20 protein-coding genes are annotated in these 22,094 nt (G+C 64.3%); 15 read left to right on the forward strand and 5 right to left on the reverse strand.

All coding sequences use genetic code 11. From position 1 onward, the window contains the following. Positions 1-411: 411 nt before the first annotated feature. A complete protein-coding gene (gene tyrS / locus CL52_RS17535) occupies positions 412-1,617 on the reverse strand; it encodes a tyrosine--tRNA ligase (protein WP_041107987.1) in 1,206 nt (401 codons plus the stop codon). 169 nt (positions 1,618-1,786) lie between these two features. Between tyrS and CL52_RS17540 the strand changes: the two genes are divergently transcribed. Beyond that, complete coding sequence (locus CL52_RS17540; protein WP_200889406.1) at positions 1,787-3,175, forward strand: peptidoglycan DD-metalloendopeptidase family protein; 1,389 nt, start codon at positions 1,787-1,789, stop codon at positions 3,173-3,175. Between the two features lie 2 nt (positions 3,176-3,177). Next, positions 3,178-4,269: an anhydro-N-acetylmuramic acid kinase gene (locus tag CL52_RS17545; RefSeq protein ID WP_143008648.1), complete on the forward strand. Its 1,092-nt coding sequence runs from the start codon at positions 3,178-3,180 to the stop codon at positions 4,267-4,269. A 48-nt stretch (positions 4,270-4,317) separates the two neighbouring features. On the opposite strand, the gene erpA is transcribed toward CL52_RS17545, so the two are convergent. Both erpA and argC read right to left on the reverse strand, forming a co-directional pair. Next, on the reverse strand, positions 4,318-4,668 hold the full coding sequence (gene erpA, locus CL52_RS17550; protein ID WP_041107988.1) for an iron-sulfur cluster insertion protein ErpA: 351 nt from the start codon (positions 4,666-4,668) through the stop codon (positions 4,318-4,320). 112 nt (positions 4,669-4,780) lie between these two features. After that, positions 4,781-5,815, reverse strand: a complete 1,035-nt coding sequence (gene argC, locus CL52_RS17555; RefSeq protein ID WP_043222074.1) for an N-acetyl-gamma-glutamyl-phosphate reductase — start codon at positions 5,813-5,815, stop codon at positions 4,781-4,783. A gap of 134 nt (positions 5,816-5,949) precedes the next feature. Here argC and hemJ point away from each other — a divergent pair, with 134 nt between their 5' ends. Together hemJ and CL52_RS17565 are read left to right on the forward strand one after the other, a co-directional pair. Then, entirely contained in the window at positions 5,950-6,378 is a 429-nt protein-coding gene (hemJ, locus tag CL52_RS17560; protein WP_043222077.1) for a protoporphyrinogen oxidase HemJ, read from the forward strand. 34 nt (positions 6,379-6,412) lie between these two features. Beyond that, on the forward strand, positions 6,413-7,312 hold the full coding sequence (locus CL52_RS17565) for a DUF805 domain-containing protein (RefSeq protein ID WP_043222080.1): 900 nt from the start codon (positions 6,413-6,415) through the stop codon (positions 7,310-7,312). Between the two features lie 5 nt (positions 7,313-7,317). Here CL52_RS17565 and CL52_RS17570 read toward each other — a convergent pair whose 3' ends face one another. Continuing rightward, positions 7,318-8,796, reverse strand: coding sequence for an AAA family ATPase (locus tag CL52_RS17570; RefSeq protein ID WP_043222083.1), 1,479 nt, complete (start codon positions 8,794-8,796; stop codon positions 7,318-7,320). Between the two features lie 79 nt (positions 8,797-8,875). On the opposite strand from CL52_RS17570, the gene CL52_RS17575 reads away from it, so the two are divergent. From CL52_RS17575 to CL52_RS17595, 5 genes are all read left to right on the forward strand, one after another. Then, positions 8,876-9,217: a histidine triad nucleotide-binding protein gene (locus CL52_RS17575; RefSeq protein WP_041107996.1), complete on the forward strand. Its 342-nt coding sequence runs from the start codon at positions 8,876-8,878 to the stop codon at positions 9,215-9,217. Between the two features lie 49 nt (positions 9,218-9,266). Next, positions 9,267-9,914, forward strand: coding sequence for a 2-polyprenyl-3-methyl-6-methoxy-1,4-benzoquinone monooxygenase (coq7, locus tag CL52_RS17580; RefSeq protein ID WP_041107998.1), 648 nt, complete (start codon positions 9,267-9,269; stop codon positions 9,912-9,914). A gap of 307 nt (positions 9,915-10,221) precedes the next feature. Further along, a complete protein-coding gene (locus tag CL52_RS17585; RefSeq protein ID WP_041108000.1) occupies positions 10,222-10,701 on the forward strand; it encodes an Lrp/AsnC family transcriptional regulator in 480 nt (159 codons plus the stop codon). A gap of 142 nt (positions 10,702-10,843) precedes the next feature. Beyond that, complete coding sequence (locus CL52_RS17590) at positions 10,844-11,236, forward strand: globin (protein ID WP_043222087.1); 393 nt, start codon at positions 10,844-10,846, stop codon at positions 11,234-11,236. Between the two features lie 154 nt (positions 11,237-11,390). After that, positions 11,391-11,609 carry a DUF2788 domain-containing protein gene (locus CL52_RS17595; RefSeq protein WP_013984129.1) on the forward strand — a complete coding sequence of 73 codons (219 nt, stop codon included), beginning with the start codon at positions 11,391-11,393 and terminating at the stop codon, positions 11,607-11,609. Between the two features lie 21 nt (positions 11,610-11,630). Here the strand turns inward: CL52_RS17595 and CL52_RS17600 are convergent, their stop codons facing one another. Beyond that, on the reverse strand, positions 11,631-12,260 hold the full coding sequence (locus CL52_RS17600) for a pseudouridine synthase (protein ID WP_234292892.1): 630 nt from the start codon (positions 12,258-12,260) through the stop codon (positions 11,631-11,633). A gap of 281 nt (positions 12,261-12,541) precedes the next feature. On the opposite strand from CL52_RS17600, the gene urtA reads away from it, so the two are divergent. The 6 genes from urtA to mgtA all read left to right on the forward strand — a co-directional run bounded on the left by urtA (position 12,542) and on the right by mgtA (position 22,088). Continuing rightward, a complete protein-coding gene (urtA, locus tag CL52_RS17605) occupies positions 12,542-13,810 on the forward strand; it encodes an urea ABC transporter substrate-binding protein (RefSeq protein WP_043222092.1) in 1,269 nt (422 codons plus the stop codon). A 176-nt stretch (positions 13,811-13,986) separates the two neighbouring features. After that, on the forward strand, positions 13,987-15,558 hold the full coding sequence (gene urtB, locus CL52_RS17610; RefSeq protein ID WP_043222094.1) for an urea ABC transporter permease subunit UrtB: 1,572 nt from the start codon (positions 13,987-13,989) through the stop codon (positions 15,556-15,558). A 121-nt stretch (positions 15,559-15,679) separates the two neighbouring features. Further along, positions 15,680-16,759, forward strand: a complete 1,080-nt coding sequence (urtC, locus tag CL52_RS17615) for an urea ABC transporter permease subunit UrtC (RefSeq protein ID WP_041108012.1) — start codon at positions 15,680-15,682, stop codon at positions 16,757-16,759. After that, a complete protein-coding gene (urtD, locus tag CL52_RS17620) occupies positions 16,756-17,607 on the forward strand; it encodes an urea ABC transporter ATP-binding protein UrtD (protein WP_041108014.1) in 852 nt (283 codons plus the stop codon). Before urtC ends, urtD begins: the two co-directional genes overlap by 4 nt. 130 nt (positions 17,608-17,737) lie before the next feature. After that, positions 17,738-18,436, forward strand: a complete 699-nt coding sequence (urtE, locus tag CL52_RS17625; protein WP_043222096.1) for an urea ABC transporter ATP-binding subunit UrtE — start codon at positions 17,738-17,740, stop codon at positions 18,434-18,436. A gap of 103 nt (positions 18,437-18,539) precedes the next feature. Further along, positions 18,540-22,088 (forward strand): magnesium-translocating P-type ATPase, encoded by a 3,549-nt coding sequence (gene mgtA / locus CL52_RS17630; RefSeq protein ID WP_043222098.1) that lies wholly within the window; start codon positions 18,540-18,542, stop codon positions 22,086-22,088. Positions 22,089-22,094 lie beyond the last annotated feature (6 nt).

The raw sequence follows: 22,094 nt of genomic DNA on the forward strand, positions 1-22,094 counted from the left end.
CGAATTGCTTGATTCAGTTGTTAAAGAGCGTTTCGATCAAGCCTTTCGTCTCGACCGAGGCCGCGCATTCTACAGCGGCCTTTCAACCTGTCAAGCTCTTTTTCGAAAATTTCTTTTCTACTCAATCGCTTGCCGCCTCGCCGAACCTACAACCTCTCGAAGCGGGAGGCGAATCATACAGCGTCAATTTCCGCTGTCAACCGCCTTTTTCACCACCTCGATCGATTCGACCGAGACACCAGCAGCGCCACAACCTCCGCCCTGCCAGCGCGGCGCATTCTACTCGAATCCGCCACCTTTGCAAGCCCTTTCAGCTATCTAACCTCTTGATTCAAAAGGTCTTTTTGCTGCAGTTCGCTGCGAAAGTGGTGCGCATTATAGGGGGCTTTGGCTGGGCGTCAATAGCGACATTCAACTTTTCTCGGCGTCCACGCGTATCTTGGCAAACGCCTTCTTACCGGCCTGACAGAGATACTCAACTCCCAGCTCGAACATAAATGTACGATCCACTACCGCCCCATCAACCTTAACGCTCCCAGCACTCAGCAGGTCGCGAGCCGCCGCGGCGTTCTTGACCAGACCAGCCTTGTTGAGCACAGCAGAGACTGGCATCGACTCATCGGCCAGTAGATTGATCATCGGCAAGTCTTCCGGCACCTCTCCTTCTTTAAGGCGATTGCCCGCGGAGCGATGGGCAGCAGCTGCGGCCTCCTCTCCGTGGAAGCGCGCAACGATCTCTTCGGCAAGCTTGATCTTGATGTCGCGAGGGTTTGCCCCCGCCTCGACATCCCGGCGAAACTCAGCGACCTCCTCGACCGAACGAAAGCTCAGCAACTCGAAGTAGCGCCAGATCAGCGTATCAGGCATCGACACCAGCTTGCCGTACATCACTCCCGGCGGCTCTTGGATGCCGACGTAATTGCCCAGCGACTTGGACATCTTCTTCACGCCATCAAGGCCTTCCAACAGCGGCATGGTGACAATGCACTGACTTTCCTGGCCATAGCCCCGCTGCAGCTCGCGCCCCATCAGCAGATTGAATTTCTGATCGGTACCACCAAGCTCCACGTCCGCGCGCAGCGCTACCGAGTCGTAGCCTTGTACCAACGGATAGAGAAACTCGTGGATAGCGATTGACTGATTGGTTTCGTAACGCTTCTTGAAGTCATCTCGCTCAAGCATTCGCGCAACCGTGTACTGGGACGCCAGCCGGATGAAGTCAGCTGGACTCAGCTGATCCATCCAGGTCGAGTTGAATGCCACCTCGGTCTTTTGAGGATCGAGAATCTTGAATACCTGAGCCTTGTAGGTTTCAGCGTTCTCCAACACCTGATCTCGAGTGAGCGGCGGCCGCGTCGCACTCTTGCCGCTGGGGTCACCGATCATGCCAGTGAAGTCACCGATCAGAAAGATGACCTGGTGCCCCAGATCCTGAAACTGCCTGAGCTTATTAATAAGCACGGTGTGCCCCAGATGGAGGTCGGGCGCGGTGGGGTCGAACCCTGCCTTGACCCGCAACGGCTGACCGCGCTCGAGCTTGGTGATCAGCTCCGACTCCACGAGGACCTCATCGGCGCCGCGCTTTATGACGGACAACTGCTCCTTAACTGACCTCATTTACAGTCTCACCCAAGAAAATCGAAGGCTGTAACGTTACAAGAACAGGGCCGAAATACAAAGCAGCCGACCTGCCAAGCGGTAGGCGAAATGAGGGCTTCAGGGTTGCCCCGGCCAGGCTTTGCTTATATTTTAGGCAGTTATTTCCGAGCACAAATGCCAGACGCTAATGACGTATCCAACCCCAAAAGCGCCTCTCTACCCGAAAAGCCATCTTCTGGCCGCCAGCGGTGTAGCTGCTCTGCTTAGCCTGGCTCTGTTGGTCTTTCCCTCTCGAGAGGTAGAGGCGAAGAAGAGCTTTATCGATCTGAAGCTCGAGTACGCGGCCGAGCAGGCGATGCAAAGCGAAGAATCAGTCGATCAGGCGAATGCCGACAGCGCTCTCGACTCGCCATTCGCCACAGTCGACCCTGCCAGTTCGCCCGCCACGGCCACGGTCGAGCCGGCTACCGAGCCAGCCGTCAAGGTCATCAAGGTCTCAAATGGCGATACGCTGTCGACGCTGTTTGCCAAGGCGGGCCTGCCGCCAAGCACTGTTCATGACGTGCTGGCCAGTAGCAAGGAAGCCAAGCAGCTTGCCCGCTTGAGAGTCGGACAGGCCCTCGAGTTCGACATTGACGACCAGGGCGCACTGCGCAGCCTTTCCAGCCAGGTCGGCCCCTTGCAGAGCGTGCGCATCGAAAGAAGTGCGACGGGCTACTCCTTCAAGAAAGAAGAGATCAAGCCCAGCGTTGAAACACGCTACGCGCATGGCGAAATTAACAGCAGTCTCTTCCTGGCCGCCAAGCGCGCCGGTTTGAGTCACAACCTCACCATGGACCTTGCCAATATCTTCGGCTACGACATCGACTTCGCGCTGGACATTCGTCAGGGCGACCGATTCGAAGTGGTATTCGAAGAGAAGACTGTCGACGGCAAGCGCGTTGGCACCGGCAATATTCTCGCGGCCCGCTTCGTGAACCGCGGCAAGACCTACACGGCCGTTCGCTACACGAGCAAGAGCGGTACGACGAGCTACTACACCGCCGACGGCGCCAGCATGCGCAAGGCTTTCATCCGCACACCGGTCGATTTCGCGCGTATCAGCTCGCGCTTTTCCAACGGGCGTAAGCATCCGATTCTCAACAAGATTCGTGCACACAAGGGCGTGGATTACGCTGCGCCACGCGGCACCCCCATCAAGAGCGCTGGCGATGGCAAGGTGATTCTCGCCGGGCGCAAGGGTGGCTACGGCAACACCGTGATCATCCAGCACGGCAATCGTTACCGCACGCTCTACGCCCACATGCAAGGTTTCGCCAAAGGCGTGCGCAGTGGTTCTGCGGTCAAGCAAGGGCAGATCATCGGCTATATCGGAACCACCGGGCTCTCCACCGGGCCGCACCTGCACTATGAGTTTCAGGTCGATGGCGTCCATGTAGACCCACTCGGCTTGAAACTTCCAATGGCTGACCCGATCGCCAAGAGCGAACTACCACGCTTCATGGCCACCAGCCGCCCACTGATGGCACGCATGGATGAAGAACGCGCCACAATGCTCGCTCTGAAGCAGGACTGAGCGTGCTGCACTACCTGGGCGTGATGTCCGGCACCAGCCTAGACGGGCTGGACATCGCCCTGGTCGAGCAATCCGATAGACCCAGGTTGGTCGCCAGCCATTTCCTCCCCATGCCTGCGCGGCTCCGCGCAGAACTCCTGGCGCTGTGTGAGCCAGGCCAGGACGAGCTGGCCCGGGCAGCGATTGCCGAGAACGAGTGGGCACGCTTGGCAGCGAACGCAATCGGCGAACTGTTGGACGCACAAGCGCTATCGCCAGCCGCGGTTCGAGCCATCGGCAGTCATGGGCAGACCGTCCGCCACGAGCCCCAGCGGGGCTTCACCATTCAGATCGGCAATCCGGCACTGCTTGCAGAGCTGAGCGGAATCTCCGTGGTCGCCGACTTTCGCCGTCGCGACGTCGCCGCCGGCGGCCAGGGCGCCCCATTGGTCCCGGCCTTCCACCATGCGCTGTTTGCCGATGGCCGAACCCGGCAGGCGGTTCTCAATATCGGCGGGTTCAGCAATCTTAGCCTGCTTGCTCCAGAGCAGCCCGTGCGCGGCTTCGATTGTGGGCCTGGTAATGTGTTGATGGACGCCTTCATCCAGCGTGAGCAAGGCCTCGCCTTCGACCGCGACGGTGCGTGGGCTGCAGGGGGAAGCCCCGATAGCGATCTGCTTTCGGCTTTCCTCAAGGATGGCTTCTTCGCCACCAGCGGCCCCAAAAGCACGGGTCGCGAACTGTTCAACCTGGCCTGGCTGGATCGCCACCTCGCCGAGCGGGCACCCATTGCCGGCCAGGATGTCCAGGCGACCCTGCTCGAACTGACCGCCCGCTCGATCAGCGAAGCGCTGGCGAGCGCCCAACCCGGCACCGAGCGCGTTCTCGTCTGCGGAGGCGGTGCGCGGAACAAAGCGCTGATGCAGAGGATCGCCCAGCTCGTCAGTCCTGCCGAAGTCCTGCCAACCGACTCGCTGGGTATTCCAGCCGACTGGGTCGAAGCGATGGCGTTCGCCTGGCTGGCGCACTGCTGCCTGGAACGAATTCCCGGCAACGAACCGGAGGTAACCGGCGCGGCGGGACCTCGCGTGCTGGGCGCAATCTATCCGGCATAAAAAAGCCGCGCCCAGCAGAGCGCGGCTTTCTTCCGTTCGGCCGTCAGCTCAGATAGAGAACGACTGACCGCAACCGCAGGTAGTGGTGGCGTTCGGATTCTTGATGATGAACCGCGAACCCTCCAGGCCTTCCTGATAGTCGACTTCCGCACCGGCGAGGTACTGGTAGCTCATCGCATCGACCACAAGGCTGACACCCTCTCGCTCGATGATAGTGTCATCGTCGGCGACGTCCTCATCGAAGGTGAAGCCGTACTGGAAACCGGAACAGCCGCCACCCGTCACGAACACCCGCAATTTGAGCCGGGGATTACCCTCTTCCTCGACCAGATTCTTCACTTTGCTCGCAGCCCCCTGAGTGAACTGGATAGCCATGGGCGTGAAGGATTCGACACTCATTCGGTTCTCCTAGCGTGCACGACGCCAAACTGCCTGATGCTGGGCATTATCCGCTTACCCAAGCGAAATGATCAACTATTCAAAGGCCAGCCGTCGGTCGGCACTGGCTCACTCACGGCAGCAGGGCCGGGGCCATAAGGCCCAACCGCTCATCGAGCCCGAAGAGGATATTCATGTTCTGGATCGCCTGTCCCGACGCCCCTTTGACCAGGTTGTCGATCACCGAGAGCACCACCACCAGATCGCCACCCTGCGGCCGGTGCACGGCTATCCGGCACAGATTCGCCCCACGCACGCTTCGCGTCTCCGGATGGCTGCCCGCTGGCATCACATCGACGAACGGCTCGTTTGCGTAGCGCTGTTCGTACAACGCCTGCAGATCGGCCGAGCGATCCGCAACGGTCGCGTACAGCGTCGCGTGAATTCCCCGGATCATCGGCGTCAGATGCGGCACGAAGGTCAGCCCGACGTCGCCGCCAGCGGCACGCCGCAGCCCCTGGGTGATCTCCGGCAAATGGCGATGCCCCTTGACCGAATAGGCCATCATGCTCTCGCCCGCTTCGGTGAACAGCGACCCGATCTTGGCGGCTCGCCCGGCACCGCTGACACCCGACTTGCAGTCGGCAATCAAATGCGCAGCGTCGGCCAGGCCGTTCTCCAGCAATGGCAGGAAGCCCAGTTGCGTGGCGGTCGGATAACAACCTGGCACCGCAATCAGCCGAGCCCCCTTGATCTGCTCGCGATTCACTTCCGGCAGCCCGTACACGGCCGACTCGAGCAATTCAGGCGCGCCGTGCGGCTGTCCGTACCACTTGGCCCACTCGTCGGCATCCCGCAGACGAAAGTCTGCCGAGAGGTCGATTACCCGGGTGCCCGCCGCTAGCAGTTCGCCAGCCAGCGCATGCGCTACGCCATGTGGCGTCGCGAAAAACACCACGTCGCAGCTGCCCAGCGTCTTCGCGTCGGGAACACTGAAGGCCAGCTCGTCATAGTGCCCGCGCAAGTTGGGGAACATGTCTGCGACCTTAACGCCCTCTTCCGAACGCGAGGTAATGACCGCCACCTCTGCCTGCGGGTGCTGTGCCAGTAGGCGCAACAACTCCACACCGGTGTAGCCCGTCCCGCCGACGATACCGACCTTGACCATGCACTGCCTCGCGAACAAAAGCGCCATTGAAGGGCGTGATGATAAAGCCGCTTTGTACAGGGGCCAACCGCCGGGATGACGAGCAGTCACCCGAACCACTACTATCGCCCGCTCCGACCTCAAGGATCGCCCCGATGCTCTATCTGTGGATCAAGGCGCTGCATGTGATCGCCATCGTCTGCTGGTTTGCCGGCCTTTTCTACCTGCCGCGCCTGTTCGTGTACCACGCCATGAGTGAGGACGTGCCCAGCCGGGAGCGCTTCAAGGTGATGGAACGCAAGCTGTATCGGGGCATCATGGTGCCATCGATGATCGCCACCCTGATCTTCGGGATCTGGATGATCGTGCTCAACCCGGCGCTTTTCGCCACCGGCGGCTGGCTGCACGCCAAGCTGGCGCTGGTCGTATTGTTGATCGGCTATCACCACCTGTGTGGCGCGCAGCTCAAACGCTTTGCACGGGACGAGAACACCCGTGGCCATGTGTTCTATCGGTGGTTCAACGAGGTGCCGGTACTGTTTCTGATCGCGATCGTCATCCTGGTGATCGTCAAACCTTTCTGAGGCGCGCCTGCCTCCCCTGTGACATGGATGCCACATGACCCAATCGACCTATCGGATCGTCTTTTCCGGCCAGTGCGCGTCGGGCACCGCCCCCGAGGATGTGAAACGCAATCTCGCGACGCTGTTCAAGACCGATGAAGCACGCTTCGCCGCGTTCTTCGACGGCGCCGAACGGGTATTGAAAAAAGGCCTGAGCGCCGACCAGGCGGCGCGTTACCTGGCCGCCCTGCAGCACGCCGGTGCCTTGGCGCGTCGCGAAGCGGAAGCGCCGCCGCCATCGCTCAGCCTTATGACCATCGAAGCGTCGACCGAAGCCGGTCCCGGCCGGCGCATGACCTGTCCGAAATGCCAGACCGAGCAGCCACAGGCCGAGCAGTGCTCGCACTGCTCGATCTTCATCGACAAGTATCTTGCCAGGCAGGCGGCGCTCTCCCAGACCGCTGCTGCCGCCACGTCAGACTCGCCCTATGCACCTCCTCGCACACAGCTGGACGAGCCCCCCGCTGGCTTTGCCGAGCTAAAGGTATTTTCGCTTAAGGGCCGTATCGGTCGCCTGCGCTACCTGGCCTGGTCGCTGGTCGCGATGATGGCGCTGGTCGCGCTAGTCCTGGCAATCATGCCGCTGTTCGCATGGCTGGCGCCCGCGGCGATCGTTCTGGCGGTTGTCATCATCAGCGCGGCGGCTGTGGTCAACGTCCAGATTGGCGTGCAGCGGCTGCACGACATGAATCTCTCCGGCTGGCTCATGCTGTTGCACTTCGTGCCGGTCGTCGGCAGCCTCATGCCGCTGGTGCTGGCAGCTGTACCGGGCAAAGCCGGCATCAACCGATTCGGCGCGCCGCCTCCACCTAACGGCACGGCAGTCAAGGTGCTGGCCGCCCTATGGTTGCTGGTATTGATTGGCGCCTTCTTCACGGGCACGCAGCACGGCTAGCCGCGCTAGTCGGCCATGACCGTACGCCCCGCGGCCCACGCGCGCAGGGCTGCGATCTCCTCGGCCATCACCACGGACAACGGCGCAGTGGCACTGATGCAGCTCAGCAGCATGCCCTGGGTCACAGCCTGGCGCTGCGCCTGCCCGGCATAAACCGCACTGACGACCGCCTGTTCGATTTCCGCCCCGGAGAACCCCTCGCTCGCCGCGGCCAGAGCCTCCAGGTCGAACGCCGTGCTGTCCAGCTCGCGCCGAGCCAGGTGAATGCGAAAGATGTCCGCGCGCACCTGGCGATCAGGCAGGTCGACGAAAAACAGCTCGTCGAAACGACCCTTGCGCAGCAGCTCTGGGGGCAGACGGTCGATCGCGTTGGCCGTCGCCACCATGAACACCGGCGCAGTGCGCTCGGCCATCCAGGTCAGGAGCGTCCCCAGCACGCGCTGGCTGACCCCGCCATCCATCTCGCCGGTAGCCAACCCCTTCTCGACCTCATCCATCCACAGTACGCAAGGCGCCATCTGCTCGGCCAGACGCAGCGCCTCACGCAGGTTGCGTTCCGTTTCGCCGAAATACTTGTTGTACAGGCAACCAAAATCCAGGCGCAGCAACGGCAGCCCCCAGAGCCCCGCAACTGCCTTGGCGGCCAGGCTCTTGCCGCTTCCCTGCACACCGACCAGCAGGACACCCCGCGGCAGGTCCGAACCCTGACCGGAAAGAAAGGCCCCTTGCCGCTCGCCCAGCCAGCGCTTGAAGGTGCGCAGACCACCAACCTCGGCGAACCGCGCGGTTTCGTGCTCGAACCCCAGCACGCCGTCCATGTCCAGCAGACGAAACTTCGCACGGTTGAGCTCCGGCAGGTCTTCCTGGGTGATCGCTCCGTCATCGCAGATCAGAGTGCGCGCCAGGCTACGCGCCTCGCCGTGCCCCATACCGCGCAAGTTCTTCACTACCTGCTGCAGGGTGAGGTTGTCGGTTTTCACGCGCAGGCCCTGATTGCGCTCGCTCCAGCGCGCCGCCTCTTCGCGCACGATCGCCAACAGGTCGTCATCACCCGGCAGCGCAAGGGAGAAATGCGCGGCCAGACGCTGGACCTCCGCCGGCAACTTCAGCGCATGCGATACCAGCACAAGCGTGGGCGCATCGACCGCCTGGGCCAGCGCGATTTCCTTGATCAAGCGCACGATGCGTGGATCGTCGAGGAACGGGTGCAGATCGCAAAAGGCATAGAGCCCGGCCTGGGGCGCTCTCCGCAGCCGTTTCAACGCCACCTCCGGCGCCGTACTGTCTTCGTCGCCCAGCGGCTCACCGTCGAACCCAAGGCGGCGCAGCCCTTCGGTCACCGACCAGACGCACAGCCCGGTGCCCCGTTTGATCGCCAGCCCGGTCAGCAGCTCCAAGACCCGCGGTTCGTCCCAGGACTCGATGACCACCAACCGCACGCGAGACTCGAGCACCAGGCTCAGATCGTGAATGTCATTGCGCAACGCCCGCCTCCCTGTCGAGATTCATCGGCTCCGTGACGGGCTGATACACTGTCTGGCATTCGAGCACCGGAGAAACACGATGGATTGTCTGTTCTGCAAGATCGTGGCGGGCGACATACCTGCGCGCAAGCTCTACGAGGACGACGATGTGATCGCCTTCCATGACATCGCTCCTCAGGCCCCGGTCCACTTCCTGGTCATTCCGAAAAAGCACATCCCCACGCTGCATGACCTGAGCGAAGAGGACGACAAGCCGCTCGCCGGCCACATCCTCTTCACGGCACAGCGCCTGGCCGAGCAGCTTGGCTGCGAGGACGGCTTTCGCGTGGTGATGAACTGCAACGACCTCGGCGGCCAGACGGTCTACCACATCCACATGCATGTACTTGGTCAGCGCCAGCTGCACTGGCCACCGGGCTGAGCGGCCACATCTACCGCATGCCCAAGGTAATGACTATCGGGAGCCCAGCATGACAAGCCAGCGTCATTATTCACCCGTCGATCGCCTGCTGATGCAGGCCGACTCAGCCCTGCGCACCCTGCTGCCGTTCAGCGGGCAGCCCGGCCGCCCCTCGCCCGCCGTGATCAAGCCGGACGCCGAACTGAGCGAAAGCGAAGCTCGCCACGTGGCCGGCCTCATGCGCATCAACCATACCGGCGAGGTCTGTGCCCAGGCGCTCTATCAGGGCCAGGCGCTGACTGCGCGCCTGCCGCGTGTGCGCGAATCGATGGAAAAGGCGGCCGACGAGGAGGTCGACCACCTGGCCTGGTGCGAACAGCGCATCCGCCAGCTCGGCAGCCATACCAGCGTGCTCAACCCCCTCTTCTATGGCCTGTCCTTCGGTATCGGCGCCTCCGCCGGCCTGATCAGCGACCGCATCAGCCTGGGGTTCGTTGCGGCGACGGAGGATCAGGTGTGCAAGCACCTCGACGAACATCTGCAGCAGCTGCCGACTCAAGACGAGAAGTCACGGGCTATCCTCGAGCAGATGCGCGAGGATGAAGCCAAGCACTCCACCTCGGCGCTCGACGCCGGAGGCTTGCGCTTCCCGGCGCCGGTCAAATTCGGCATGAGCCTGGTCGCCAAAGTGATGACCAAGACTACCTACCGGATCTGAACCGCTAGCAAAAAAAAAGACCACGCCTAGGCGTGGTCTTTTACTTCGAGGGGTTGGCCGTGGATAACGGCATCTTCGGCAGCGCCGTAGTGAGGCGGTGCAGCTCCGGAATGCGAACCCTTGTGAGGCGAGCATGGGACACCAGCGGGTTAGCCTGTGTCGCGTTCTGCCGGAAGCGGAAGTTGGGAGTAGCTTACGCGCCGCGGCGCGACAGGTGTTTGCTAAAATTGCTGCCCTACAGATAAATTGCGCAATAAATCTCTACAGAGATAGATTCTGCACAATAAATTTCCATCAGTAGGCAAGCATGAGCAAACTCGATCGCTACGACCTGCGTATCCTCGCGGAATTGCAACGCGATGCGCGTATCTCCAACCAGGAACTGGCCGAACGCATCGGCCTATCCGCCTCGCCCTGCTCGCGCCGCGTCAAGCAGCTCGAAGATGACGGCTACATCGCCCGCCAGGTCGCCCTGCTCGAACGCAAGAAACTCGGCCTGACACTGACCGCCTACGTGCTGATCGGCATGGACCGGCATACGCCGGAACGCTTCGAGCATTTCGAAGGCGTGATCGGCAAATGCCCCGAGGTACTCGAGTGCAGCCTGGTCACCGGTATGGACGCCGACTACCAGCTCAAGGTCGTGGTGCCGGATATGGACCACTACCAGCAGTTCCTGCTTGGCACGCTGACGCGCATCGAAGGCGTCTCCAGCGTGCGCTCCAGCTTCGTGCTGCGCCAGGTGGTCTCCAGCACCGAACTTCCGCTCGAGCATTTGCGAAGCTGAGACCGGGCGCACAGCACATCCCTGGCATTCGAAGGGCTACTGCCTATAATCCGCGCCCTTCTGCGCCGGTCCGCCTGTTATCGACCGGCCACCGTCGCGCGCCCAGACGCGCTGCAACAACCCTTCGTGCCCAGGAAAGACCATGAAAGACACCAACCGCGTCATGCAGAGCTATGGCCGCTGCTGCGCGAGCGCAGGCTTTTTCGACGACTTCTACGCTGCCTTTCTCGCCAGCTCGCCCGCCGTGCGCGAAAAATTCGTGCGTACCGACATGACTGCGCAGAAGCAGCTGCTGCGCGCCGGCATTCTCAACCTCGTGTTGTTCGCCCGCGGCATGCCAGACACCAAGCTTCGCGCGCTGGGCCAGAGCCACTCACGCGCAGGCCTGGATATCCGCCCAGAGCTCTACGACCTGTGGGTCGAAGCCCTTCTCAAGACCATAGGCCAGCACGACAGGCAACTCGAACAGGCGGACCTGCAAGCCTGGCGCCTGGTGCTGAACAAAGGCATCGACGTGATCAAGGCGAGCTACTGAACGCCAACCGCCAGCCAGCGGCCACACCGAACGCTGCATGACCACGACCGTCCAACCAGCGGACGCACCTGCCGGCTGCGGCAGGCGTATACTGCCCCGTTTTCGCGCCCGGCCTGCCACGGGCGCCGTCGTCGAAGTCAGTCAGGAGAACCCTGTGGATCCCGAAGTTTTCGAAAAGTGGATGATGATCGTGCTGGTCGGCGGGCTGATGGCCTTCATGGCCTTCATCATCTGGGACCTGGCCAAGAAGTCGAAGGCCGGGCGCCTTGGCACCGCCATCCTCTTCCTCGGTCTCGGCCTGTGCCTGTTCGCGTTTCTCGCCAAGCCGGTCATCGGATACATCATCGAAGTGACTCAGGGCATCCCGCACTGAGTTGAGGCACCGGCCGGCGCGCTACAGCTGCGCCGGCACTTCCCGCCACTCGCCCGGCTGCAGGCCGTCCAGCGCCCAGGGGCCGATGCGCACCCGTACCAGGCGCAAGGTCGGCAAGCCAACCGCCGCCGTCATGCGCCTGACCTGGCGATTGCGCCCTTCGCGAATCACCAGCTCTAGCCAGCTGGTCGGTACGCTCTTGCGAAAGCGCACCGGCGGATTGCGCGGCCACAGCTCGGGCTCATGGAGCTGCCGCGCTTCGGCCGGTAGGGTCATGCCGTCGTTCAGCTCGACGCCCTGACGCAGCCGCTCCAGCTGTGTCTCGTCCACCTCGCCTTCCACCTGCACCCAGTAGGTCTTGGGCAGCTTGTGCTTCGGGTCGGCGATACGCGCCTGCAACCGACCGTCGTTGGTCAGCAGCAACAGACCCTCGCTGTCGCGATCCAGGCGCCCGGCGGGGTAGACGCCCGGCACCGAGACGAAGTCCTTCAAGGTCGCACGACCATCGGCATCGGCGAACTGCGTGAGCACGTCGAACGGCTTGTTCAGCAGCAACAGCCGCGGCTCGGCCGGCGGCGCCTTGGCGACGCGCCGCGGCGCAGGCGCTCTGGCAGGCGATCGCGAGGATGGAGAACGCGGTGGACGGGGCATGGCGAGGGGTCTCGGAGCGGGCCGGCCATGCTAGAAGCCAGGCCCGCAACGGGCAAGTGGCGGGCCGGCACCGAAATCGGGCAAAGCGGACCCTGGCAGTGCACCACGCGCCCTGCGATGCACCAGCATGGCTCACCTAGAAAGCTGCCCGATCGCCCCCGGATCGGCGCAAAGCGGCGTCGCAGAAGGCTTTGCGCCATTTGGCACGGATGCTGCCATTGCTCCTGGCGTTCCGATGTTTTCAGCCCACAGTTGCGCACGGACAGCCAAGGAGCCCCACAATGAAACGCCGTCCTCTGATCAAGACCACCCTCGCCGCCAGTGCCCTGATGCTCAGCGGCCTGTTCCCGTTCACCCTGCAGGCCGCCGAAACCATCAAGGTCGGCATCCTGCATTCGCTGTCCGGCACCATGGCCATCTCCGAGACCTCGCTCAAGGACATGGCGCTGATGACCATCGATGAGATCAACGCCAAGGGCGGCGTGCTCGGCAAGCAGCTCGAACCGGTGGTGGTCGACCCGGCTTCCAACTGGCCGCTGTTCGCCGAGAAGGGCCGTCAGCTGCTGACCCAGGACAAGGTGGCGGTGACCTTCGGTTGCTGGACTTCGGTATCGCGCAAATCCGTGCTGCCGGTCTATGAAGAGCTCAACGGCCTGCTGTTCTACCCGGTGCAGTACGAAGGCGAGGAACTGTCGCCGAACGTCTTCTACACCGGCGCCGCACCGAACCAGCAGGCCATCCCCGCCGTCGAGTACCTGATGAGCGAAGACGGCGGCAGCGCCGAGCGATTCTTCCTGCTCGGTACCGACTACGTCTACCCGCGCACCACCAACAAGATCCTGCGCGCCTTCCTGATCAGCAAGGGCGTGCCGGAATCCAGTATCGAAGAGGTCTACACGCCGTTCGGTCACAGCGATTACCAGACCATCGTCGCCAGCATCAAGAAGTTCTCCGCCGGCGGCAAGACTGCCGTGGTGTCGACCATCAACGGCGACTCCAACGTGCCCTTCTACAAGGAGCTGGCCAACCAGGGCCTGGACGCCACCGACGTTCCGGTCGTCGCCTTCTCGGTCGGCGAGGAAGAACTGCGTGGCATCGACACCAAGCCGCTGGTCGGCCACCTGGCCGCCTGGAACTACTTCCAGTCGGTGGAGAACCCGGTCAACGAAGCCTTCGTCAGCAAGTGGAAGGCCTACGCCAAGGCCCAGAACCTGCCAGGCGCCGACAAGGCGGTGACCAACGACCCGATGGAAGCCACCTACGTCGGCATCCACATGTGGGCGCAGGCGGTCGAGAAAGCCGGCAGCACCGAGGTGGACAAGGTGCGCGATGCCCTCGCCGGGCAGACCTTCGAGGCGCCGAGCGGCTACACCCTGACCATGGACGAGAAGAACCATCACCTGCACAAGCCGGTAATGATCGGCGAGGTTCAGGAGGATGGTCAGTTCTCGGTGGTCTGGGAAACCGAAAGCCCGGTCCGCGCCCAGCCGTGGAGCCCCTACATCCCGGGCAACGACAAGAAGCCGGATTACGCGGTGAAGTCGAACTAACCGCTGCGGTCGTCATGGTGGATGGGTGACGCACCGATTTCGCGTCCCGATCCACCCCACGATCGCTCGGCTTTCGTTGGGCGGTTCGGGACGCGTAGTCGAGACGTTCTCATCCGCCTGCCCACCGCCGCCAGCTCCGCTAAGAGAGCACCCGGCGCCCCCTGGGGAATGCACAGATGAACACTGCCCTGCACCGATTATTGCTGCTGCTCCTACTGGTTCTGCCCTGGGCAGCCCAGGCCGGAGTCGCGGCCGACTACGCCAAGGCCAGTCCGGCCAAACAGGCCAGACTGCTGGAAAGCTGGGCCGCCGCGCCGGCGCCTGAGCGGCTGCCGCTGATCGAAGCGCTGCGCGCCAATCGCGTGGCCATCGACCAGAACAAGACGCCCTTCATCGAGGAAAACGGAGCCTACCGTGCCCTCGAAGGTGATATCGAGCCGGTCGGCACGCCGAAGAAGCTGCGCCTGAACAACCGCCTGCGCGGCCTGCTCAACACCGCTCTGGCGAGCCACCAGCTGTTCGCCGAAGACCCCGCGCAGCGCCTCGCCGCGGCCAAGCGCCTGCAGCGCAGCGGCAAGCCGGAACAGCTCGAGCTGCTCCAGCAGCGCCTGAACGCCGAGGACGATGCCGCCGTCAGCGAAGCGCTGACCCTGGCGCTGGCCAACCTGCAGCTGACCGCGAGCGACCCCGCCGTACGCCTCGCCGCGGTGCGCCTGCTCGGCGAAACCGGCGCGCCCATGGCCCGGGTGCGCCTGGAGAACCTGCTGGCCGACGAGGCGGAAACCGACGCCAACGTGCGCAAGGCCGCCGAGACCAGCCTGGCCCAGGTCAAGCGCAAGCTCCTGATCGGCGAGCTGCTCGGTCAGGCCTTCAGCGGTCTGTCGCTGGGCTCGATCCTGCTGCTCGCCGCCCTCGGCCTTGCGATCACCTTCGGCCTGCTCGGGGTGATCAACATGGCCCACGGCGAGATGCTCATGCTCGGGGCCTACACCACCTACATGGTGCAGGTGCTGATGGCGCGGCTCGCCCCGGAAGCCCTCGCCTTCTACCCCCTGGTGGCGTTGCCGGTGGCCTTCTTCGTCACCGCCGCGATCGGCATGGCGCTGGAGCGCACGGTGATCCGCCATCTGTACGGCCGCCCGCTGGAAACCCTGCTGGCGACCTGGGGCATCAGCCTGATCCTGATCCAGCTGGTGCGGGTGCTGTTCGGCGCGCAAAACGTCGAGGTCGCCAACCCGGCCTGGCTGTCCGGTGGCCTGCAGGTGCTGCCGAACCTGGTGCTGCCGTACAACCGCATGGTGATCATCGGCTTCGCGCTGTTCGTGGTGCTCCTGACCTGGCTCTTGCTGAACAAGACGCGCCTGGGCCTGAACGTGCGCGCGGTAACGCAGAACCGCAACATGGCCGCCTGCTGCGGCGTTCCCACCGGGCGCATCGACATGATGGCCTTCGGGCTGGGCTCCGGCATCGCCGGGCTCGGCGGCGTGGCCCTGAGCCAGATCGGCAACGTCGGCCCGGACCTCGGCCAGAGCTACATCATCGATTCCTTCCTGGTGGTGGTGCTCGGCGGTGTCGGCCAGCTGGCCGGCAGCATCTTCGCCGCCTTCGGCCTCGGCATCGCCAACAAGATCCTCGAACCGCAGATCGGCGCCGTGCTGGGCAAGATCCTCATCCTCGCGCTGATCATCCTCTTCATCCAGAAGCGTCCGCAGGGACTGTTCGCGCTGAAAGGGAGGGTGATCGATTGAAAAGCCTCCACCTCTCGCCGCGTTGTCCCCGTAGGAGCGAGCTTGCTCGCGAACCAGAGCTTGCCGACACCCGCGTGTTTACCCTTTCGCGAGCAAGCTCGCTCCTACAGGAGAGCTGCGCATGAACCAGCCACTCGCAATCACCGCTGCGCGGAAGGCCGGCCCGACACTCACCGCCGTGGCGCTCGGCGTGGTCCTAGCCGTCCTCGTCGCCATGCCGCTGCTGCACCTGCTGCCGGCCGAGCATGCCCTGCACGTCTCGGCCTACACCCTGACCCTGGTGGGCAAGATCCTCTGCTACGCCATCGTCGCCCTGGCGCTGGATCTGGTCTGGGGTTACGCGGGGCTCTTGTCCCTCGGCCACGGCCTGTTCTTCGCCCTCGGCGGTTACGCCATGGGCATGTACCTGATGCGCCAGAGCGCCGGTGACGGCCTGCCGGCATTCATGAGCTTCCTCGCCTGGAACGAGCTGCCCTGGTACTGGTACGGCACGTCGAGCTTTCTCTGGGCCATGTGCCTGGTGGTGCTGGTACCCGGCGTGCTGGCCTTCGTCTTCGGCTTCTTCGCCTTCCGCTCGCGGATCAAGGGCGTGTACTTCTCGATCATGACCCAGGCGCTGACCTTCGCCGGCATGCTCCTGTTCTTCCGCAACGAGACCGGCTTCGGCGGCAACAACGGCTTCACCGATTTCAAGACCATCCTTGGTTTCTCGATCTCGGCGCCGGCGACCCGCGCCACGCTGTTTCTCGCCACCGTGGCGCTCCTGGCCGGCAGCCTGTACCTGGGCTTTCGCCTGGCGCGCAGCAAGTTCGGCCGGGTGCTCACCGCCCTGCGCGATGCCGAGAACCGGCTGATGTTCTGCGGCTACGACCCGCGCGGCTACAAGCTGTTCATCTGGACGCTGTCAGCGGTGCTCTGCGGCCTGGCCGGCGCGCTCTATGTGCCGCAGGTGGGGATCATCAACCCCAGCGAGATGGCGCCGACGCAATCCATCGAGGCGGCCGTCTGGGTCGCCCTCGGCGGACGCGGCACGCTGATCGGCCCCCTGCTCGGCGCCGGCCTCGTCAACGGCATGAAGAGCTGGTTCACCGTGGCCTTCCCCGAATACTGGCTGTTCGCCCTCGGTGCGCTGTTCATCGTCGTCACCCTGTACCTGCCCAAGGGCGTCATCGGCCTCATCAAGCGGAGGGGCGAAGAATGAAAACCGTACCCTGCAGCGCCGTCATCGACGGCTTCGACCCCACCGGGGGTGGCCTGACCCGCGATGCCATCGGCCTCGGCCGGGTCGCCGAGAAGGGCCTGGACGTACGCCACGGCACCATCCTCAGCCTGGAAGACATCAACGTCAGCTTCGACGGCTTCAAGGCACTGACAGATCTGAGCCTGTACATCGGTGTTGGCGAGCTGCGCTGCATCATCGGCCCCAACGGCGCCGGCAAGACCACCATGATGGATGTCATCACCGGCAAGACGCGCCCCACCAGCGGCAGCGCCTGGTTCGGCGAAACCCTGGACCTGACCCGCATGAGCGAGGTGGACATCGCCCAGGCCGGCATCGGCCGCAAATTCCAGAAGCCCACGGTGTTCGAAGCGCTTTCAGTGTTCGAGAACCTGGAGCTGGCGCAGAAGACCGACAAGTCGGTATGGGCGAGTTTGAGAGCCAAGCTCAACGGCGAGCAGAAGGACCGCATCGACGAAGTGCTGGAGACCATCCGCCTCGGCCAGTCGCGTCATCGCCCGGCCGGGCTGCTGTCCCACGGGCAGAAGCAGTTCCTCGAGATCGGCATGCTGCTGATGCAGTCGCCGCAGCTCTTGCTGCTCGACGAGCCGGTAGCCGGTATGACCGATGCCGAGACCGAGTTCACCGCCGAGCTGTTCAAGTCGCTGGCGCGCGAGCATTCGCTGATGGTGGTCGAGCACGACATGGGCTTCGTCGAGACCATCGCCGACCACGTCACCGTGCTGCACCAGGGCCAGGTGCTGGCCGAGGGTTCGCTGCAACAGGTGCAGGCGGACGAGCGGGTGATCGAGGTGTATCTGGGGCGCTGAGCAAAAAGGTGGATGGCTTCGGCCATCCACCCTACGCCCGTCGAATCGTAGGGTGGATAACGCCGCAGGCTTATCCACCGAAAGCGGCGCAGCCTTTTCCACGCGTCACAAAAGAAACAAGGACATCGACATGCTGCAAGTCCAGCAACTGCACCAGTACTACGGCGGCAGCCATATCCTGCGCGGCCTCTCGTTCGAGGCGAAGGTCGGCGAAGTCACCTGCCTGCTCGGACGCAACGGCGTCGGCAAGACCACCCTGCTCAAGTGCCTGATGGGCCTGATCCCGGCCAAGGAAGGCGCGGTGAACTGGGAGGGCAAGCCGATCACCGGCTTCAAGCCGCACCAGCGCGTGCACGCCGGCATCGCCTACGTGCCGCAGGGGCGCGAGATCTTCGGCCGCCTGACCGTCGAGGAAAACCTGCTGATGGGCCTGTCCCGCTTCAACGCCAGGGAAGCCAAGGAAGTACCCCTGTTCATCTACGAGCTGTTCCCGGTTTTGCAGGAAATGAAGCACCGTCGCGGCGGCGACCTCTCTGGCGGCCAGCAACAGCAGCTCGCCATCGGCCGCGCGCTGGCGAGCCAGCCGCGCCTGTTGATCCTCGACGAACCCACCGAAGGCATCCAGCCCTCGGTGATCAAGGAGATCGGCGCGGTGATCAAGAAGCTCGCGGAGCGCGGCGACATGGCGATCCTCCTGGTGGAGCAGTTCTACGACTTCGCCGCCGAACTGGCCGACCAGTACCTGGTGATGAGCCGCGGCGAGATCATCCAGCAGGGCCGTGGCGAAAACATGGCCGCCGAGGGTGTGCAACGCCTGGTGGCGATCTAGCCTTGCTGCAGCGCCCCCACGGGGGCGCCTGATCGGTGTCAATCTCCGGTTCTCCCGCCGGGCCGATGATTGACAGCGTTGGCTCCAGCAGGGGGTGCACGGCATGCACGATGCGTTCGACTCTTCCGCCCCGACCGAACATGCCAGGCCGCTGATCTGGCTGTCCTGGCTGTTGGGCGCGGCCATGCTCGGCGCGCTGGTGGTCGGCGTCCTGCAGTTGGCCGACGCCAGCCACTTCGCCCTGGTTCTCAGCCAGGCCGAGCCGGCCTGGCTGCTGGTCGCCATCGCGCTGCAGGGGCTGACTTACGTCGTCCAGGGCCAACTGTATCGCCAGGTACTGACGGCCGCGGGCACGTCGCTGCCGTTGTGGGACGCCACCAAACTCAGCCTGACCAAGCTGTTCATCGACCAGGCCCTGCCTTCCTCCGGATTCAGCGGAGCGGTGGCAGTGGTCGCCCTGCTGCAACGCCGCGGCATCGCTGCGTCTCAGGTTTCCAGCTGCTTCATCGTCAGCGTGTCGGCCTATTTCGTGGCCTACCTGCTGGCGCTCGGCGCCGCCCTCTTCATCGCGATCGACAGCGGCCATGGCAGTCTCGCCGTGATCGCCACCAGCGCAGCCTTCATGCTGTTTTGCGGCCTCATGGCGATCGCCGCGCCGCTGATCGCCGGGCTGCCGCAGGGCGCCCTGGCCAGGCGCCTGCAACACGTGCGCTGGATGCAACGCCTGCTGGCGATGGTGTTCGCGGCCGAGCCCCGGCTCACGCGCAATCCGCGCCTGCTGAGCTGGGCCAGCGGCTATTCACTGCTGATCATCCTGCTTGACGCCCTGACCCTCTGGGCGCTGCTTCACGCGGTCGGCCACGCGGCGCCCTTCGCCGGCATCTTCGCCAGCTTCATGCTGGCCAGCGTGTTGCGCAGTGTCGGCATCGTGCCGGGTGGGCTGGGGGCGTTCGAGGCCGCCGCGGTGGCGACCCTCAGCTGGGCCGGCGTGCCGCTGGCGGCCGGCCTGTCGGCAACGCTGCTGTTTCGCGTATTGAGCTTCTGGCTGCCGATGCTGCCCGGCTTCTGGCTCTCCCGGGACGCCTTGCGGGCCGGGGCCGCAGACCACCACGAGACGGTCACGCCGGACTACTGGAGCCAGCCGCTGGATGAGCTCTACGCCAGCCTGAAGAGCGGCCCGGGCGGGCTCGCCAGCGACGCTGCCGCCGCGCGTCAGCCGTCGGTCAGGCGTACGTACCGGCCGAACCTGGCGCGGCAGTTCGGCGCCTCGCTGCTGCGCCAGCTGTCCAGCCCGCTGGTGCTGATCCTGTTGATCGGCGCGCTGGTGGCGCTGATCGCCCATGACTGGCTGGATGCCCTGATCGTGCTGGCCATCGTCATCGCCAGCGCGCTGGTCGGCAGCCTGCACGAGGTCCGTTCCAACCGCGCGATTGCGCGCCTGCGCGAACAGGTGGCCAGCCGCGCCGATGTCTGGCGCGACGGGCGCCTGCAGAGCCTGGCCGCGGATGAAGTGGTGCCCGGCGATATCGTCGAGCTCTCGGCCGGCAGCCTGATTCCGGCCGATGGCCGGCTGGTCGAGGCGCGCGACTGCTTCGTCAACCAGGCCCTGCTGACCGGCGAGACCTTTCCGGTGCAAAAGCAGGCGATCCGGGTCGCCAGCGACGCCGCCCTGGTGCAGCGCGACAACTGCCTGTTCCGCGGTACCTCGCAGCGCAGCGGCACGGCGCGCCTGCTGGCCGTGCGCTGCGGCCTGCATACCGAGCTGGGCCATATCGAGCGCTCGCTGGTGCTGCGCCCGCCGGAAACCGAGTTCGAGCGCGGCCTGCGCCAGTTCGGCGGTCTGCTGCTGCGGGTGATGCTGGTGATGGTCACGGCGGTGCTCGGGCTCAACCTGTTCCTCGACCGACCGCCGCTGGACACCCTGATGTTCGCCATCGCCCTGGCCGTCGGGCTGTCGCCGGAGCTGTTGCCGGCGATCCTCAGCGCGACCCTTTCGGCCGGCGCGCGACGCATGGCGGGGCGCGGCGTGATCGTGCGCCATCTCAACGCCATCGAGAATCTCGGCGCGATGGACACACTCTGCACCGACAAGACCGGCACCCTCACCCGCGGCGTGGTGGCCCTCGACGGCGCGCTGGACGCCGACGGCCAGCCCAGCAGCAGGGTGCTGCGCATGGCCTGGCTCAACGCATCGCTGCAGACTGGCCTGCACAACCCGCTGGACGAGGCGATCGGCGACTACGCCCGCGACAAGGCGCCGGCCATGACTGGCGCCGACAAGCTCGATGAAATTCCCTACGACTTCGTCCGCAAGCGCCTGAGCGTGCTCTTGCGCGACGCTAGCGAGCCCGCGCCACGGCTGATCTGCAAGGGTGCGCTGGATAACGTGCTGCAGGTGTCGGCATTCGTGCAACAGGGCGATGCCGTGCTGCCGTTGACCGCCGAGCGGCGTGAGGCGCTGGCGGCCCGCTTCGCCGCCTGGAGCGCCGCCGGCTATCGGGTGCTCGGCCTTGCCTGGCGCTCCATGGAAGGCGAGCGCTGTACCGTCGATGATGAGCAGGCGCTGGTCTTCGCCGGCTTCCTGCTGTTCTTCGACCCACCCGAGCCCGGTGTGCGCGAGGAGCTGGCGGCGCTGCGCGAGCTGGGCGTGGCGGTGAAGATCATCAGCGGCGACAACCGCCTGATCGCCCGGCAGGTGGCCGAGAGCGTCGGCATCGATGTCGAGCGCGTCATCACCGGCGCCGAGATCGGGCAGATGCGCGACGAGGCGCTGATCAACCTGGCGCCGCGGGTCAGCCTGTTCGCCGAGGTCGATCCCAACCAGAAGGAGCGCATCATCCGTGCGCTGCAGAAGACCGGCCACGTGGTGGGCTTTCTCGGTGACGGCATCAACGACGCGCCGGCACTGCATGCCGCGGACGTCGGCATCTCGGTGGACAACGCGGTGGACGTGGCCAAGGAGGCGGCCGATTTCGTCCTGCTGCGCCACGAGCTGGGCCTGGTCCGTCAGGGCATCGACGAAGGCCGGCGTACCTTCGCCAACACGCTGAAGTACATCTACCTGACCACCAGCGCCAACTTCGGCAACATGATCAGCATGGCCGTGGCCTCGTTCTTCCTGCCCTTCCTGCCGCTGCTGGCCAAGCAGATCCTGCTCAACAACTTTCTCTCCGACATTCCGGCCATCGGCATCGCCGGTGACCGCGTCGATGCCGACTGGTCACGCACGCCGCATCGCTGGGACATCGGCGAGGTGCGCCGCTTCATGATCCAGTTCGGCCTGATCAGCTCGGCCTTCGATCTGCTCACCTTCGGCGTGCTGCCGTACCTGGTAGGCGAGCATCCGGAGCTGTTTCGCAGCGGCTGGTTCGTCGAATCGCTGATCACCGAACTCGTGATCATCTTCGTGGTGCGCACGCACAAGCCGTTCTACCGCAGCCGGCCGGGGCGCTTCCTGCTGGTCAGTTCACTGCTCATCGCGCTGCTGACCGTGCTGCTGCCCTACACGCCAATCGGCGGTTGGTTCGCCCTGCAGCCACTGCCGGCATCGGTGCTCGGCGCGGTTCTGCTGATCACGCTGCTCTATGCGGCCTGTTCGGAATGGACCAAGCAGCGCTTCTTCGCTCAGGCCAGCGGTTCGCGGCAACCCTGAGCGCCG

Source organism: Stutzerimonas balearica DSM 6083, assembly GCF_000818015.1.
Taxonomy (GTDB): domain Bacteria; phylum Pseudomonadota; class Gammaproteobacteria; order Pseudomonadales; family Pseudomonadaceae; genus Stutzerimonas; species Stutzerimonas balearica.